Raw genomic sequence first — 14,588 nt, forward strand, 5'->3', positions numbered from 1 at the left:
CCGCCATCCCTTATCGGCGGCTGCACTTCCCGACCCTGACGGAGTGCTACGTGCAAGGTGGAGCACGTAACCTCGCAGACTGAACGCACACGCCGACACGCCCGGACGCCTCGGCGGCGAAATCCGCCTTGTCACTCCCAGTAACGAGCAAGAGCTCGGACACACGGCGATGCCCGGTCAAGATCATTCGGTTGAGCCTGTATCCGCTGCCCCAGCCTGCGCATCGATCCACGCGCCCGGTCCCGCCTGCTGACCATCATCGGCAACCTCGACGACCACAGCACCGAAGCAAGGGAAAACGGCCGGCTCGGCAAAGTTGACGGCCGGCAGACCAGCCTCGCGGCCGCGACCGAAAAGATGGCCACCCTCGACCGCATCGCCACTCGAGCCGGCTCGGGCCAGGCGAACCTCGGTGTGCCGGACCCACCACCCGCCGAACGGGCCACCGAGGAGATCACGACCCGGTGCGACGCGGGCCTTGTCCACCCGCCTTGATGTGGATCGGCGGAATGGGCTGGGGGCCTGCGCGAGCCGCTTATCGCGGTTTGGTGGGCAACTCGATGGTGAAGGTGGTGCCGGGGCCGGTGTGGTCGCTCAGGGTGATGGTGCCGTGGTGGCGTTCGATGATGGTGCGGGCGATGACCAGGCCAAGGCCGGTGCCGGGGATGCGGTGCTCGAGGGCGGTGGAGGCGCGGTAGAAGCGGCGGAACAGCCGGGGGCGTTCGGCGGCGGGGATACCGATGCCGGTGTCGGCGACGGTCCAGGTGATGTGGTGGTCGTTGTCGTCGGTGGTGACGGTTATGGTGACGGTTCCCCCGGCGGGGGTGTATTTGATGGCGTTGGAGAGCAGGTTGTCGGCGACTTGACGCAGCCGGGCGGGGTCGGCGTAGAGCTGGAGGCGCTCCGGCAGGCTTACTGTGATGGTGAGGTTCTTGTCCGGTGGTGGTGCGGCGGCGTTCAGCGCTTGGTGGATGATTTCGCACAGGTCGGTGCTGGTGGGGTTGATGGCCAGGTGCCCGGATTCGAGCCGGGCCAGGTCGAGCAGGTCTTCGGCCATGATCGAGAGGCGTTCGGCGTTGCGGACGATGATCCTCAGGTAGTGCCGCCGCTCGTCGGTGGGTAGGTCTTCGATGTCCTCGTCGAGCAGGGCCGTAGTCCCGGTGATCACCATCAGGGGATTGCGTAGTTCGTGGGTGACCATGGCGAGGAACTCGTCTTTGGTGCGGGCCAGTTCGATGGCGAGTTCCTCGGCGCGGCGCCGTTCCACGTATTGCCCGATCTGCGCTGCGAGGCCGCTGAGCAGGCCGAGCAACGTGTCTTCGGGATCTTCGACGCGGTCGCCGTAGACGCACAGCGCCCCCAGGACGTGTCTGCCGGTGCACAGCGGGACACCGACGGCGACGTGCAGCCCGAGCCGGGCGGCGGCGCGGCTGCGGAGCGATCCGGCGTCGGTGCCCAGGTCGGGAATCCAGTGCGGGGTGCCGTCGGCGCAGACCCGGCCGGGAAGGGCGACGCCGGGTTCGAGGACATCGATGCAGAAGTCGCGTAGTTGCCGGCCGGGCTCGACGTGGCGGGCGGCGCAGATCAGTATCTGCCGGTCCTCGTCGACGACCCATAGTTCGGTCACCGGCCAGCCCATCTTCACGCCGACGGCCTCGACCACCCGGGCCGCGGCGGAGGTGCTGGAGTCCGCCTCGGCCAAGCCACGGGCGACCGCTGCCTCCACGGCGATGAATCTGCTGGCGCGTTGCGCAGTGGTGACGTCGTGGGCGAAGACGTGGAACACCCGACCGCCGTTGTTGTCGGTAGCGGTCAGCGTCATTTCGATGGGCAGGTCGTGGCCGTCGGCGTGCCGGGCGGTCCACTGCAACCGCCGGCCCAAGGTGTGCCCCGAAAGACCGCCGGCCAACGACGCCAGTTCGGCGCGTGCCGCCTGCCGGGCCTGGGGTGGCACGATCAGCTCCTCGACCGATCGGCCGTACGCATGCTTGTGGGTGTATCCGAAGGTCGCCTCCGCGGCGGGGTTCCAGGCCACCACACGTCCGCTGGTGTCGAAGGCGAGGTACGCGTCCATCGCGGCGGCGAGCACGGCCGGTTGCTCGGGCAGCAGCGCGCCGGTACCACTGAACCGTTCGGGTTCTGCCAACACAATTTCCCCCGGTGGATACGGCGTGATCAGTCAATCAGCGCCTACTCGGGGGACGGGGTAGCGCAGCTGATGTCAGGTTACCTCCGGACGCGCGCTGAGCATCTGAAATGTCAGGACTGCTGTGTCCCGGCAACCCGTACTCGGCTCAACGCCTGGCTGGCGCGCCCGCCGGTCCTGCTGATCGGGATCGACTTTCTCTGTCCGGCTGGTCTTCACGACCATCAAGCTCAGGCCCCCCCGATGTACCGGCCATTTACCTGTGGCAGGGTCATTACCTGCTTCGCGGTCTCGCGGGGCATCCTCGCAACCCCGACGCGCAAGCCCCGGGTTGCTGCGCAGCACTGACCGCGCTGCGGTGCTGACCGTCGGGCGATTGTCATCATGGGTCGGTCGCTGATCATGGAACGTGTGCGGTGATCCGCCGGCGGTTCGATGACGACGGAGTTCGCCGCGAAGGATGGCGGTCAGCAGACCGTTCACGATGATCGGACATCGGACGGGTGACCGGGCCGCTGTCGATGGGCAGGCCCCGACCTACGCCGGGCCTGGCGCCACCGTGGTGATCATCAACGCGGTCGTGAACAGGGTGACCGTCTTGAGCTTCCAGTGCTTTGCGTTCGCCCCCTGTCGGAGGGGGGAAGGAAGTCAAGCCGTGACGGTGATGAAACCTTAGACCACACCTGACTCTTTACGCACAACTGACCCGCAAGAAAGGCCAGAAACAGCTGTCGGCGAAGTCCGTGTCACCCGCATCATCCATGTTCGCTTGAGACTGACAAGTCGCCTACCAGTCCATGATGAATGGCCGCGATTCGCCTTAAGGTATCGTTCTGATCGGCTTTCTGGCCGAATACGGACAGCGCCGCGCCGGAAATCCGACGATTGGCGCACAACCGGGCGGGGCCGAGGTCGGCCAGTTACTAACCCGGGTTTCCGCCATTGCGGCTTGGGGATTGGCCGAATATCTTTGCTCAGACTTCGCGGACCGGAGGCACAATGCCCCGGGGATTAAGCGTGGTCGGGAGGAATTCAGCAACGTGAAAAGGGCAATAACTGCAAAGGTGGCCGCCGTGACGGCGATGGCTGTTGCGGTGGTGGGTTACGCGACGCCGGCGTTTGCGATCCAGTGGGGTTCGCAGTCCTCGCCGTATATCGCCTACGACAACAAGGTCGCACAGGCAAAGGGTTGGGGCGATTACGGGAACTACAACAACCAGTACGCTCGGGACAATTCCTACCAGTACGACCCGAAGGCCGGCGGGGAAGGCGTGTACGTCCACGTCGAGTTCGGTTTCTTCCCGAGCACCGGATATACCGGGTCATACAAGGAAACGGCACGAACGACCACGTCGTCGTGGGTTTTCAAGCAGTTGCAGGTGAACTTGTCGTCGAGTTCGGAGAAGGCTCGCGGGACCCTTACGGTTTGCGAGGATAATTCGTTCTCCTGGGACCCCTGCTCCGCCGCCGGGTACGTCACTTTCAGCTACTGATATTCCAGGGACAGGTCATGTTGTCCGTGATCCCTGATGGCGGGCAATATGACCACCGGAGAGATATGATGGGGAACATGTTAGAGCTCCGCGAGGTCTCACACGAGTACGGAAGAAAGACCGCACTCAACACTATTTCGCTAAGCGCGTCCGGCGGTGTCGTGGCCCTCGTCGGCGTCAACGGAGCCGGCAAATCAACCCTGATGTCTATCGCGGGTGGGGCACTGAGGCCTGCACACGGGAGTGTTCTCGTTGACGGAGATGATCTCTACCGGCGCGGGAGCCGCCGGCATGCGCTGCCCAGGTTGTCGATCATGCCGCAACGTTTCTCATTTTCGCCGCGCCTGCGCACGCATGAGTTCGTGAACTATCTCGCCTACCTCAAGGGTATGAGCTGGCGGGCGGCGTTCGTCTCCGCTCACGAGGCACTCGAACTGGTAGGCCTTGCTGATCGCAAGAACTCGCGCCTGGGATCGCTGTCCGGAGGGATGCTGCGCCGGGTCGCCTTGGCGCAGGCCATCGCGTCGAATCCGCAGATACTGATCTTGGATGAGCCGACCACCGGCCTCGATCCCGCGCAGCGGGCCGGAGTAAGACGATTGGTCAAGACGGTCTCCGCCGACCGGCTTGTCGTCCTCAGCAGCCATGTCATGGAAGACGTAGAAGCCGTCGCGGATCGAGTCGTCATCCTGCACGAAGGATCCTTCGTATTCGACGGCGATCTCACCGAGTTGAAGGCGCGTGCGCCGCAGGCGGACTCACCAACCGCTGCCGAGGACAGCTTCCTCAGTTTGATCGAGTCTGCCGTGGAGGGCATTAGATGAAACCCGTCCTCCTGTGGATCCGCCGGGACGCCGGCTGGTGGACCCCCGCCCTGCTCCTCACGGTAGAGCTCGCGGGTCTGTTCAGCCGGGGAACGCCCTGGCGGGGTGAGTGGGCATGGACCGTCGACTGGGCCAACGGCATGACGATACTCGCCGGTCCATTACTCGCCGGCATCGTGGCCTACCACGTCCACAAGACCGCACGAAGAGACTGGAACCCCATCGCCTACCCGGCTGTGCGAACCGGGCAACCTATCCTCCATCAAGCACTTGCTGACTGGATCGTCGCCTGCACGGTTCATCTTGTGGTCCTGCTGTTCGCCATTGGGCTCACGGCAACAACCAGGCCGACGGGCCTGATTCCGTGGTCTCTGCTACCCCTAGGACCGGTCGTGCTTGTCGCGTTCGCGGGCATAGGGGCGCTGTGCGGGACCCTGATTCGATCTCTCGTCGCGGCGCCGATCGCCGCGGCCGGGGCGTTCGGATTGACCTACCTAGGTGCCACCGGGGCCATCCCCGCCGCTTTCCGTGTCGGTGGCGCGACCGGCTCCCTCGTTGGGCTCACTCTCGACCGAAGAGTCGGCGGCGCGATGGCGATCTTCCTCGTCGCCGTCGCTCTGCTGTGCGCAGCCGTTGTTGCCGTGCGCCGCTCACCGATGTTGCCCCCGCGCTCTACCGCCGCCGCAGGTGTGGCGCTGGCGTTACTCGCTACCGGCTACTTCACGCTGCAGCACACCGGTAGTGACAAGTACGTCGTTGACGCAAAACCACTGAAGTACACGTGCGAGGGTCAGACTCCCCGGGTCTGCATGGCGACGGGCACCACTCGCCAACTCGATGCTCTGACGAACGCCATGCACACGCAGGCACAAGTGTTGACTGCAGCCGGGATCGACATCCCAGATACCTTTTATCAAGATGTCCCCAACCGGCAAGCCGATCCCACGCAGGGCCTCATCATCATGACCACCGACAGCGTCAACGCGGCAAATCCAAATCCGCAGGACGTCGCCGACTACCTATCATTTCCGGCAGCATGCAAAGCCTTCTTCGGTGAGTTCCCCCCCGAAACCGCCCTGCAAGCCCGAGCAGCCGTCGCTGATCTCATTAGACATGGGAACAAGCTGCAACCCATGGTCCTAGGCAACGACCAGGCGATTAGAGACTGGATGGACAGCAGCGCAGCGTCAGTTTGGCTGAAATCGACCTACGACAAGCTGAGGACATGCGATCTTGCGAAGATCAGCCTACCGGCTTAAGGTCCAGCTCCGCGCCCACCGCTTCGACACGGCGATCCTTCTATCCGCGATTTCGACCGCCTTCATGCTGCACTGGGGTCACGTCTCCGTGGGGTTGCCGTTCGGCGAAAGACCCCTTCCTCTCACCTTCTGCCTTCCCGCGCTACTCGCCTTGCTGCACGGACTCACGCTCGTCGACTGGTGGCCCAGCTTCTCCAGCGCGGCCGTCAGAATCGGATTTCGATCGAGAATATTGACGGCCACTCTATCCACGTGCATCTCCCTCGGCTTCGCCGCCCTCGGATACATTTCCGAATCAGGAAACAGTGTCATGTCACACGGTATGGTCCTCATTTCTGTCGCGCAAACATCGGTTCTCCTTCTTGCCGACCGATATTGGGCACCCGTGATCGTCATCGGATTCGCGTTGTTCAGCCTGCAGATGTCGAACGGAGAGGCCGGAATCGCATACCGTGAGTTCATGGGGAGTTCCACAGGGCTACTGCTCGGCGCGACCTTCCTGGTCTCATCCATACTCGCCTACTCTCTAGCCGGCCCCGGCAGAGGTGGAACTGTCTTAGGCGACGAGACCTAGTCCAGTCATTGCCAGAAGCGCCGCGATCACCGCGGAAACGGGTCCGCCGTTACCTCGACGAGCGGGCCAGTCCGGACATCTATCTCTACGGCTGATGCGGCTCCATCTCTGCTCCGCCCTGTCAGTGAGCGTGGCGCTGCTGGACCAGAACTCCAGCCTCTCGAAGCAGCGGATCAGGCTCTCGTCGCGCAGGCCGCGGATCAGATCCCGCCAAAGCACCTCCGGGTGTCCGGAAGGTGGCCCATCGCCGCGAGTACTCCGCCACCGCTACCAGCCGGCCGGCAGTCCACTGCGTGCCTTGCGCCGCAGCCGCAGCCGCAGCCGCAGGGATCAGCTGATCGGGGAAGTCCTCTGCGATAACACTCAATGCCCTTTCGCGAAACACCGGCTGTACGACTATGTCGACCGCGCCGAGATGTTATCGGTGCCGCGGTGCCGCGCCGATGCTGCTGACCCCGGACGGCGCTCGAGCCGAGATCGAATGCATACATCGGACTGCTGTTCAGTAAGGATCGACGACGGTAACGTCCATTGTGTCGGGCACATCGGGAGCAGACCTTGCCAGGCTTTGCCCTGCCCACGCCCCACACAACAGAGGAGCCGTAAGTGAGCCGGATCAGGAAAGCACTGGCGGGACTGGCAGTGATCATCATGACTGTCGCCGGGGCCGCGTTCGCCGGGGCCACGCCGGCGCAGGCGGCGAGCTGGACCGACTGCCCGTCGTCTGATTCCAACTCGAGCGGGTACGTCTGCCTGTGGGAGAACGCGAACTACACCGGTGGCCGCTGGCAAGCCGCCAAGTTGACCCTCGAGGGCGGCTTCTCCGCCGGAGTGGACGGATGTTACAACCTGGACGGCTCGTCGTACACCAACGGCCACGCCGTTCGCGACACGGCCAGTTCCTGGGCCATCCGGAACGCTCAGGACAACTACCCCGGCGCGTGGAACTACAAGGTGTATTTCTTCGAGTGGGTCAACTGCAACTTCAATGGCAATTATCGCTTCTACACGGGCAACAACAACTACGCGGTCAGCGACCTGAGCACATTGACCCCGAACTGGGACAACACGGTAGCCTCGATCCTGGTCACCAAGTTTTAGCTACGGATCGGATGCTCGATCGGGCCCGGCCATGGAACGACTTTCCGGCCTCGTGCGGGCGCCACGCACGATCGACGGCGGATCCGTGCATCCATCGTCCGTCGGTGTGCTCCGCCTGTTCGTGGGGTTGGTTGCGCACGGGTCGTACGCACGGTCGCCACTCTCGCCGGCCCCATCTTGGTCGCGGTCTAGCTGGATCAGGCTGGTGGACCATGAGCCGGCTCGTCCTCCGGACCCTCGCTACGGTCCCCACCGTCGTCGGCGGCGCCACCGTGCTCGCGGGAGCGGGCGGGGGCCGTTACTCCGCGAGCAGGACACCGAGGTCGTGGCAGCGGCGGGACGAGCGGGGCGACCAGCGGACATCGACGTCGATCAGTAGAGTTGGGTTCTGTGACCCGACTGACGATCTCCTCGGCCGTGTGCGCGGTCGCCCTCGCGCTGCTCAGCGGATGCTCCTCGAACGAATCCAGCGAAGCGGACACGGCCACGCCCACCGCATCTGTGGTGTCCGCCGCTCCCAGCTCTGCTCCCACTGATGGGCCTGCGGCGTCGGCGTCGGCCACCGCGAAGGGAGGTGGCGCGGCGTTGTGCGACGAGGTAGCCGCAGCGAAGAGGGCATTGAACGAGGAGCTCAGACGGGTGGCCGGCCCCGACGGTAAAGTGCCGCCGGCCGAGGGGAAGAGGTTGATGACCGGTCTGGCCTCGGCGTTGAGCGATCTCGCCGCGGCCGGCGACGGTGAGCTGGCCGACGCGCTGGACGCACTCGCGGCCGAGGCTTCGAAGGCCGCCAAGGCCACCGACCCGCTACAGGCAGCGACGAGTGGCTCCTTCGACGCAGCGGGCCGGAAGCTCGACGACGCCTGCACCAACGCCTGACGACGGCCCGACGCCGGTGCGCCCGGCTCCATCACTGCCGGCGGCCGCGGCAACCGGCCCGCCCACCGCCACCGGTGCCGGACCAGCGCCGGACGCGCGGAGGAGCCGCACAGGCACCGGCTCTCCGCGCGGCCCGCGCCGGCGAGACGGTCGACGGCCCTGAGGTCGCTGACCACCTCGCCCGGCTCCTCACCCCAGTCGGCCGCCGCCGGGCCGACCGGCCCGGCCTGCGGTGTCGATGCGGCCGGCGGAGGAATACATCCGGTACGTGTACGCCGCCTGCAGCGTCAGCGTGTTACCGGCTGCGGAGGGCAACCCGAACCGCGTGTCGAGTCGGTGATCGTGCCCGGCGCAGCCGCCGGCCGACGGCACCGTGAATGCGGTGTCCTGCAGAGTGAACTGCTTGATCGGCGGCACGGTCGGGACGGTGGTGGTGGCACCGACCCGGGCGGTGTGTGTCCTGATCGGGTCGGCCAGGGTGCCGATCGTGCAGTGCTCGCCCAGACCCGGCCCGCGGACGGCCAGCATCAGGTAGAGGCCGCCCGGGTCGGTGCCGTTGCCGACGAGGTCGGCGTACCCGGCGTAGCGCACCCGCACTATGAGCCCGCGCTCCCCCTCGCCGCGGGGCACGGCCGTCGGGCGGGATTGCAGCGTGCCGAAGACCTGGCCGGTGGTGCCGTCCGGCAGCGGTCCTTCGGCGTGGACGAGCCGCATCGGGATGCCGCTGAGCCGGGTGCGGCCGATGGTGATCTCGCCGGTGGCCAGGTGCACCTCGCACCGCCAGGTGGTCGGGTCGAGGCCGGGCGGCGGCGCCGGGCAGTCGGCGAAGTCGTACGAGGCCGGGTCAGCCGGATCCGGCGTCGTGTGCGCGGAGGCCACAGAGGCGGGTGCGACCGTGGCCACGCTCGCCACTGCCGCGACCAACAGCGTTCGGAGGGTTCTCATGGGGCATGAGTCTGGTCCGGCGGGGGTGTCCTTCAGATCAGGCGAATCCCCGAGATACCCCCGATTTGCGGCAGATCGGGGTCGAGGGGTCAGCGCCTTCTCCGCCGCGGTCAGATGGCGCGATTCTCCAGTCCACCGTCGACCACGATGGTCTGGCCGGTGAGGTACGAGGCGGCGTCGCTGATCAGGAACGTCAGGACGCCGGCGATCTCCTGCGGCTGGGCGGCCCGGCCGAGCAGGTTGCGGCCCACCTCGGCGTGGACCGCGTCGGTCCACGTCCGCGACATGTCGGTGAGCACGAAACCCGGAGCTACCGCGTTGACGGTGACGGCCGGGGCGAGTTCCTTGGCGTAGCTGACGGTCATGTTCTCCAGGGCGGCTTTGGCCGCGCTGTAGCCGGTGACGTCGCTGCCGGCCAGGCTGTTGCGGCCGCGGATCGATGACACCGTGGCGATGCGACCGTAGCCGCGCCGCCGCATGGCTGGTGCGACGGCCCTGATGAAATGGGCCGGCGCGAGCACGTTGGCGCGGAATTCGCTTACCCAGTCCTCGGTGTCACCGTCGAGCGCCGGGGTCGGCTGCACCGAGCCGAGGGTGCAGATCAACGCGTCCACCCGCAGCCCGGCGACCGCGTGGCGGACCGCGGCCTCGTCGCGCCCGTCGCACGCGATCGCCGTCGCGTCCAGCGAACGAGCGAGCAGCCGGAGGGATTCGCTGCGTGTGCGGCCGTGCACGATCACCCGCGCGCCGGCTTCGGCGGCCAGCCGGGCGGTGGCGGCTCCGATGCCTCGCGAAGCACCGGCGATCAGGACCGTCCGGCCGTGCAGGTCGACGATCATCGGCGGCCCGCCACGATCTGGATGGCGGCCGCGCGCAGGGAGGCCGGGTCACCGGCCTCGATCACGGTGGTCAGGCCCAGGTCGGCTCGTCCTCGCGGGTCCAGCCGGCTGCGGCCGACCACGGCCACGACCGGCACGCCGGCAGCGGCGCACCGCCGGGCGACCCCCGACACCACTTTGCCCTGGGCGGTCTGGGCGTCGAGGCAACCCTCGCCGGTCACCACGAGATCGGCGCGCCGGAGCAGGGCCTCGAAGTCGACCTCCGCCAGCACGGCGTCGATGCCGGAGACGAGCGAGGCGTGGTGGACCGCCCACAACGCACCCGACAGGCCACCTGCCGCCCCGGTTCGGGCGACGCCGCGCGGATCTCGGGGCAGCGAGCCGGCGACGTGGTGCAGGCGGGCGGTGAGTCGCTCGACGGCGGCCGGTCCGGCTCCCTTCTGCGGGGCGTAGACGATCGCCGCGTCCTCGAAGGCCGTCCGCACGTCGCACAGCACGATCAGCTCGGCCGTGCCGAGGCCACCGCCGGCCGCGATGGCTTGCAGCGCGCCGGCTCCACCGTCGGTGCACGCGCTGCCACCCACCCCGAGCAGGATGCGTTCCGCGCCGGCCCGCGCCGCCGCCACCAGCAGTTCCCCGGTTCCCGTGCTGGTCGCTGCCTCCGCGTCGCGGCGGTCCGGCGGGACGAGACCCAGACCACTGGCGGCAGCGGTGGCCACCACGGCCGTGCGGCCGTCCGGTGTGAGGAGGAACCGCCCGCGTACGGGTTGCCCGAGCGGCCCGCTGACCGTCGTCTCGGTGAGGGTGCCGCCGAGCGCCGCGTGCAGCACCGAATCCGTGCCCTCGCCGCCGTCGGCCAGCGGGCAGGGCAGGGGGGTGCCACCGGCGGCGGTGACGCCGTCGGCCAGAGCGGTGGCCACCGTCTCGGCGCTCATGGTGCCCTTGAACGAATCCGGCGCCAGCAGCAGGGTCACCACAGCCGGGCCATCCGGTCCCGGACGTCGGCGGTCACCTCGGCGACCGGGCGGGCCCAGACGTCCGGGTTGAGCACTTCGACCTCGACCGGGCCGGTGAAGCCGGTCGCCTCGATCCGGGTGAGCAGGTCGCCCAGCGGGATCACCCCGTCGCCGGGCAGGCCCCGGCCGGCCAGCATCGACGGTGTCGGGACCAGCCAGTCGGCGACGTGCACGGCGGCGATCCGGCCGGCCGCCCGGTCCAGACCCGCCTGCAGCGCCGGGTCCCACCACACGTGATAGGTGTCGATCGCCAGGGCGAGGGCCGGGTCGGTGAGGTCGTCGAGCAGCCGGTGGGCCTGGGCCAGGGTGACGACGGCGCTGCGTTCGGCCAGGAACATCGGGTGGAACGGCTCCACCGCCAGGGTCACCCCGGCGTCCCCGGCGGCGGGCAGGATCCGTTCGATGCCGCGCCGGATCGCGGACTCGGCGGCCGCGATATCGCCGCCGACGGCCGGGCCGCAGACCAGGACCAGGATCGGTGAGCCCAGGATCACGGCTTCCTCGATCGCGCGCCGGTTGTCCTCGTACGCCTCCTGCTCGGGGCGGGTGCCGGTGAAGAACCCGCCGCGGCAGAGGCTCGAGACCCGCAGGCCGTGCCCGCGCAGCGTGGCCGCGGTCCGGGCCGGGTCCTGGCCGAGGTATTTGTGTCGCCACAGGCTCACCTGGTCGATGCCGGCGGCCCGGCACGCGACGGCGAGGTCGTCGGTGCCGGACGTCTCGGCGGTGGCCTGGTTGATCGACAGCTGACCGGAGTGCATGCTCAGCCCTCGAATCCGGCCACGGCCAGTAGTTGCCGCATGCGGTGCACGGCGAGGTCGGGGTCGGCCAGGGCGCCGGCCTCGTCGGCCAGTTCGAAGAGCCGCACGAGGTGGCTGACCGACCGGGCGCTCTGCGCGCCACCGAGCAGGTGGAAGTGCCGCTGGTGTCCGTTGAGCCAGGCGAGCAGGACCACCCCGGTCTTGTAGGCCGCGGTCGGTGCGGTGAACAGGTGGCGGGCCAGCGGGACGGTCGGGGCGAGGACGGCCGAGAAGCCGTCCGGGTCACCGGCGTCGAGGCGGGCCAGGGCGGCCCGGGCGGGCGCGGCGATCGCGTCGAAGACCCCGAGCAGCGCCTCGCTGTGCCCGTGGTCGTCGCCGCGGATCAGGGTGTCGTAGTTGAAGTCGTCGCCGGTGAACATCCGGACACCGGCGGGCAGGCGGCGGCGCATCGCGATCTCGCGCCCGGCGTCCAACAGGGACACCTTGATGCCGGTGACCTTGCCCGGGTGCAGGCCCATGACCTGCAGCACGGTGCCGGTGGCGGCGTCGAGGTCGCGGTCGCCCCAGTAGTCGTGCATCGCCGGGTCGAATGCCGCCCCGAGCCAGTGCAGCAGCACCGGTCCGTCGGTCTGGGCGAGCACCCGGTCGTAGACGTACAGGTAGTCGTCGGGGCCTTGGGCAGTCGCCGCCAGCAGGCGGCTGCCCATCAGCACGGGTGTGGCTCCGGCCTGCGCGATCAACGTCACCTGTTCCAGGTACGCGTCGGCCAGATCGTCCAGGCTCCACGCCGTCAGCGGGTCGAGCTGGTCGGTGGCCGCCCCGAAGGCCAGCGCCCCACCGGCGGCGGTGGCCTCGGCACCGGAGCGCACGACCAGCTCCCTGGCGTGCGGCCAGGTCAGGCCGCCGCCGCGTTGTGCGGTGTCCATGCCGTCCGCGACGCCCAGGCCCAGACTCCACAGGTGGCGGCGGAAGGCCAGCGTGGTGTCCCAGTCGATGGTGTCCGTCAGCGGGTCGACCACGACGTGGGCGGCCGCGTAGACGCTGCGGGACGTCGGCGCCGGGCCGGTGAAATCGTGCCACGCGAGCCGCTGCGCGGTGGTGTGCGCCCGGGTGCCGCCGCCGGGCACGGGCAGGGTGATCGACGGCATCAGACCGGCTCCCGGCCCAGCACCAGGGCGGCGCCCTTCTCCCCGATCATCATCGACGGCGCCTGGGTGTTGCCGCTGATGATGCTCGGCATGATCGACGAGTCGATGACCCGCAGCCCGTCGATGCCGCGCACCCGAAGTTCCGGGTCGACGACCGCCAGCTCGTCGACCCCCATCTTGCAGCTGCCGACCGGGTGGTAGTCGGTCTTGCCCCACTGGATGATGAAGTCGCGGATCTCCTCGTCCGTCTCGACCTGGCGGCCGGGCAGCCGCTCCTGCTTCAGGTACGGCCGGAACGCCTCCGCCGCGAGCACCTTGCGGATCCAGCGGAAGCCTTTGACCGCCACGTCCAGGTCGTCGGGGTGGGACAGGTAGTTCGGGTTCACCGCCGGCGGCGCGGCCGGGTCGGCGCAGGTCAGCGTCACCTCGCCGCGGCTCTTGGGCCGGATGTGGCAGGCCAGGATCGTGATGCCGTGGCCGTCGACCTTGTCGGCGCTGCGAGCCAGATCCTTCCAGACGACGTACGCGGGGAGCATGTGCAGTTGGATGTCGGGGTAGGCGACGTCGTCGCTGCTGTGCACGAACGCACCGGCCTCGGTGATGGTGGCCGTCGCCGGTCCGGTCCGGTAGAGCAGGTACTGCAGCGCGTGCAGGGCGGCCCGGTGCGGGCGGTTCTCGCCGGAGTAGGTCACCGGCTCGGCCGCTTCGGCGGTGATGTAGACCTCGAGCTGGTCGTGCAGGTTCTTGCCGACGCCGGGCAGGTCGTGGACCGGTTCGATGCCGATCGCGCGCAGCTCGTCGGCCGGGCCGATGCCGGAGAGCAGCAGCAGCCGCGGGGAGTTGATGGCGCCCGCACTGAGGATGACCTCCCGGGTGGCCTCGACCTTGAACTGCTTGCCGCCGCTGGCGAAGACGACCCCGTGGGCCCGCTTGTCCGTGACCAGGATCCTGGTCACGTCGGCGCCGGTCCGGACGGTCAGGTTGCGGCGCTTGCGGACCGGATGCAGGAACGCGGTGGCCGCGCTCTCCCGCCGAGCCTTGCGCTGGGTCACCTGGTGGTAGAAGACGCCCTCCTGGGTGGCGCCGTTCGGGTCGGCGGTGTAGGGGATACCGGCCTCCTGCGCCGCCCGGACGAACGCGTTCGACATGGGGTTGTGCTGCACCTGATCGGCGACGTTGAGCTCGCCGTCGACGCCGTGGTACTCCCCCGCCAGTCGCTCGTTGCGCTCCTGGACCTTGAAGTACGGCAGGACGTCGTCATAACCCCAGCCTTTGTTGCCCAGGTCGCGCCAGCCGTCGTAGTCGCCGCGGTTGCCTCGCACGTAGAGCATCGCGTTGACGGCGGTGCTGCCGCCAAGAACCTTGCCCTGGGGCAGGAACATCCGGCGGCCCCGCATGAATTTCTGCGGGACGGTGTCGAAGATCCAGTTGGCCTTGGTGCCCATCAGCATGCTGAACCCCGCCGGGATGTGCACCAGCGGCGACACGTCGCGCCCACCGGCTTCCAGCAGCAGCACCGAGGTGCCCGGGTCGGCGCTGAGCCGGTTCGCCAGCACGCAGCCGGCGGCGCCCGCACCGATGACGATGTAGTCGTAGGTCTTCGCCATGA

The 14,588-nt window shown here is 68.2% G+C and carries 14 protein-coding genes; 6 read left to right on the forward strand and 8 right to left on the reverse strand.

All coding sequences use genetic code 11. The features are described from left to right. Positions 1–183: 183 nt before the first annotated feature. Both Afe05nite_RS24705 and Afe05nite_RS24710 read right to left on the reverse strand, forming a co-directional pair. Complete coding sequence (locus tag Afe05nite_RS24705) at positions 184–486, reverse strand: hypothetical protein (protein ID WP_203819573.1); 303 nt, start codon at positions 484–486, stop codon at positions 184–186. A 49-nt stretch (positions 487–535) separates the two neighbouring features. Beyond that, positions 536–2,146, reverse strand: a complete 1,611-nt coding sequence (locus Afe05nite_RS24710; protein WP_203819574.1) for a sensor histidine kinase — start codon at positions 2,144–2,146, stop codon at positions 536–538. A gap of 1,073 nt (positions 2,147–3,219) precedes the next feature. Here Afe05nite_RS24710 and Afe05nite_RS24715 point away from each other — a divergent pair. From Afe05nite_RS24715 to Afe05nite_RS24740, 6 genes are all read left to right on the forward strand, one after another. Then, positions 3,220–3,639, forward strand: coding sequence for a hypothetical protein (locus tag Afe05nite_RS24715; RefSeq protein ID WP_203819575.1), 420 nt, complete (start codon positions 3,220–3,222; stop codon positions 3,637–3,639). A 17-nt stretch (positions 3,640–3,656) separates the two neighbouring features. After that, positions 3,657–4,463, forward strand: coding sequence for an ABC transporter ATP-binding protein (locus Afe05nite_RS24720; protein ID WP_203819576.1), 807 nt, complete (start codon positions 3,657–3,659; stop codon positions 4,461–4,463). Continuing rightward, positions 4,460–5,722: a hypothetical protein gene (locus tag Afe05nite_RS24725; protein ID WP_203819577.1), complete on the forward strand. Its 1,263-nt coding sequence runs from the start codon at positions 4,460–4,462 to the stop codon at positions 5,720–5,722. The genes Afe05nite_RS24720 and Afe05nite_RS24725 overlap by 4 nt, the downstream gene beginning before the upstream one ends. Then, positions 5,697–6,296, forward strand: coding sequence for a hypothetical protein (locus Afe05nite_RS24730; RefSeq protein WP_203819578.1), 600 nt, complete (start codon positions 5,697–5,699; stop codon positions 6,294–6,296). The genes Afe05nite_RS24725 and Afe05nite_RS24730 overlap by 26 nt, the downstream gene beginning before the upstream one ends. Before the next feature lie 606 nt (positions 6,297–6,902). Next, positions 6,903–7,397 (forward strand): peptidase inhibitor family I36 protein, encoded by a 495-nt coding sequence (locus tag Afe05nite_RS24735; RefSeq protein WP_203819579.1) that lies wholly within the window; start codon positions 6,903–6,905, stop codon positions 7,395–7,397. A gap of 687 nt (positions 7,398–8,084) precedes the next feature. Next, the gene (locus tag Afe05nite_RS24740) at positions 8,085–8,273 is read left to right on the forward strand and encodes a hypothetical protein (RefSeq protein ID WP_203819580.1); all 189 of its coding nucleotides are present in this window, start codon (positions 8,085–8,087) and stop codon (positions 8,271–8,273) included. 189 nt (positions 8,274–8,462) lie between these two features. On the opposite strand, the gene Afe05nite_RS24745 is transcribed toward Afe05nite_RS24740, so the two are convergent. The 6 genes from Afe05nite_RS24745 to Afe05nite_RS24770 form a co-directional block, all read right to left on the reverse strand. Continuing rightward, the gene (locus Afe05nite_RS24745; protein ID WP_203819581.1) at positions 8,463–9,218 is read right to left on the reverse strand and encodes a hypothetical protein; all 756 of its coding nucleotides are present in this window, start codon (positions 9,216–9,218) and stop codon (positions 8,463–8,465) included. A gap of 110 nt (positions 9,219–9,328) precedes the next feature. Continuing rightward, on the reverse strand, positions 9,329–10,057 hold the full coding sequence (locus Afe05nite_RS24750; RefSeq protein WP_203819582.1) for an SDR family NAD(P)-dependent oxidoreductase: 729 nt from the start codon (positions 10,055–10,057) through the stop codon (positions 9,329–9,331). Further along, positions 10,054–11,034, reverse strand: coding sequence for a glycerate kinase family protein (locus Afe05nite_RS24755; protein ID WP_203819583.1), 981 nt, complete (start codon positions 11,032–11,034; stop codon positions 10,054–10,056). Before Afe05nite_RS24755 ends, Afe05nite_RS24750 begins: the two co-directional genes overlap by 4 nt. Next, positions 11,028–11,831 (reverse strand): sugar phosphate isomerase/epimerase family protein, encoded by an 804-nt coding sequence (locus Afe05nite_RS24760; protein WP_203819584.1) that lies wholly within the window; start codon positions 11,829–11,831, stop codon positions 11,028–11,030. Before Afe05nite_RS24760 ends, Afe05nite_RS24755 begins: the two co-directional genes overlap by 7 nt. 2 nt (positions 11,832–11,833) lie before the next feature. After that, positions 11,834–12,979 (reverse strand): DUF993 family protein, encoded by a 1,146-nt coding sequence (locus tag Afe05nite_RS24765; RefSeq protein WP_203819585.1) that lies wholly within the window; start codon positions 12,977–12,979, stop codon positions 11,834–11,836. Continuing rightward, on the reverse strand, positions 12,979–14,586 hold the full coding sequence (locus Afe05nite_RS24770) for a GMC family oxidoreductase (protein WP_203819586.1): 1,608 nt from the start codon (positions 14,584–14,586) through the stop codon (positions 12,979–12,981). Before Afe05nite_RS24770 ends, Afe05nite_RS24765 begins: the two co-directional genes overlap by 1 nt. Positions 14,587–14,588: the final 2 nt, after the last annotated feature.

The sequence above is a fragment of the Paractinoplanes ferrugineus genome (genome assembly GCF_016862195.1).
Lineage (GTDB): Bacteria > Actinomycetota > Actinomycetes > Mycobacteriales > Micromonosporaceae > Actinoplanes > Actinoplanes ferrugineus.

Bases quoted from the DNA above. Each gene is read 5' to 3' on its own strand.
- Afe05nite_RS24720 (WP_203819576.1), top strand. From the start codon at position 3,657: ATGTTGTCCGTGATCCCTGATGGCGGGCAATATGACCACCGGAGAGAT.
- Afe05nite_RS24725 (WP_203819577.1), top strand. From the start codon at position 4,460: ATGAAACCCGTCCTCCTGTGGATCCGCCGGGACGCCGGCTGGTGGACC.
- Afe05nite_RS24740 (WP_203819580.1), top strand. From the start codon at position 8,085: ATGACCGGTCTGGCCTCGGCGTTGAGCGATCTCGCCGCGGCCGGCGAC.
- Afe05nite_RS24745 (WP_203819581.1), bottom strand. From the start codon at position 9,218: ATGAGAACCCTCCGAACGCTGTTGGTCGCGGCAGTGGCGAGCGTGGCC.
- Afe05nite_RS24750 (WP_203819582.1), bottom strand. From the start codon at position 10,057: ATGATCGTCGACCTGCACGGCCGGACGGTCCTGATCGCCGGTGCTTCG.
- Afe05nite_RS24760 (WP_203819584.1), bottom strand. From the start codon at position 11,831: ATGCACTCCGGTCAGCTGTCGATCAACCAGGCCACCGCCGAGACGTCC.
- Afe05nite_RS24765 (WP_203819585.1), bottom strand. From the start codon at position 12,979: ATGCCGTCGATCACCCTGCCCGTGCCCGGCGGCGGCACCCGGGCGCAC.
- Afe05nite_RS24770 (WP_203819586.1), bottom strand. From the start codon at position 14,586: ATGGCGAAGACCTACGACTACATCGTCATCGGTGCGGGCGCCGCCGGC.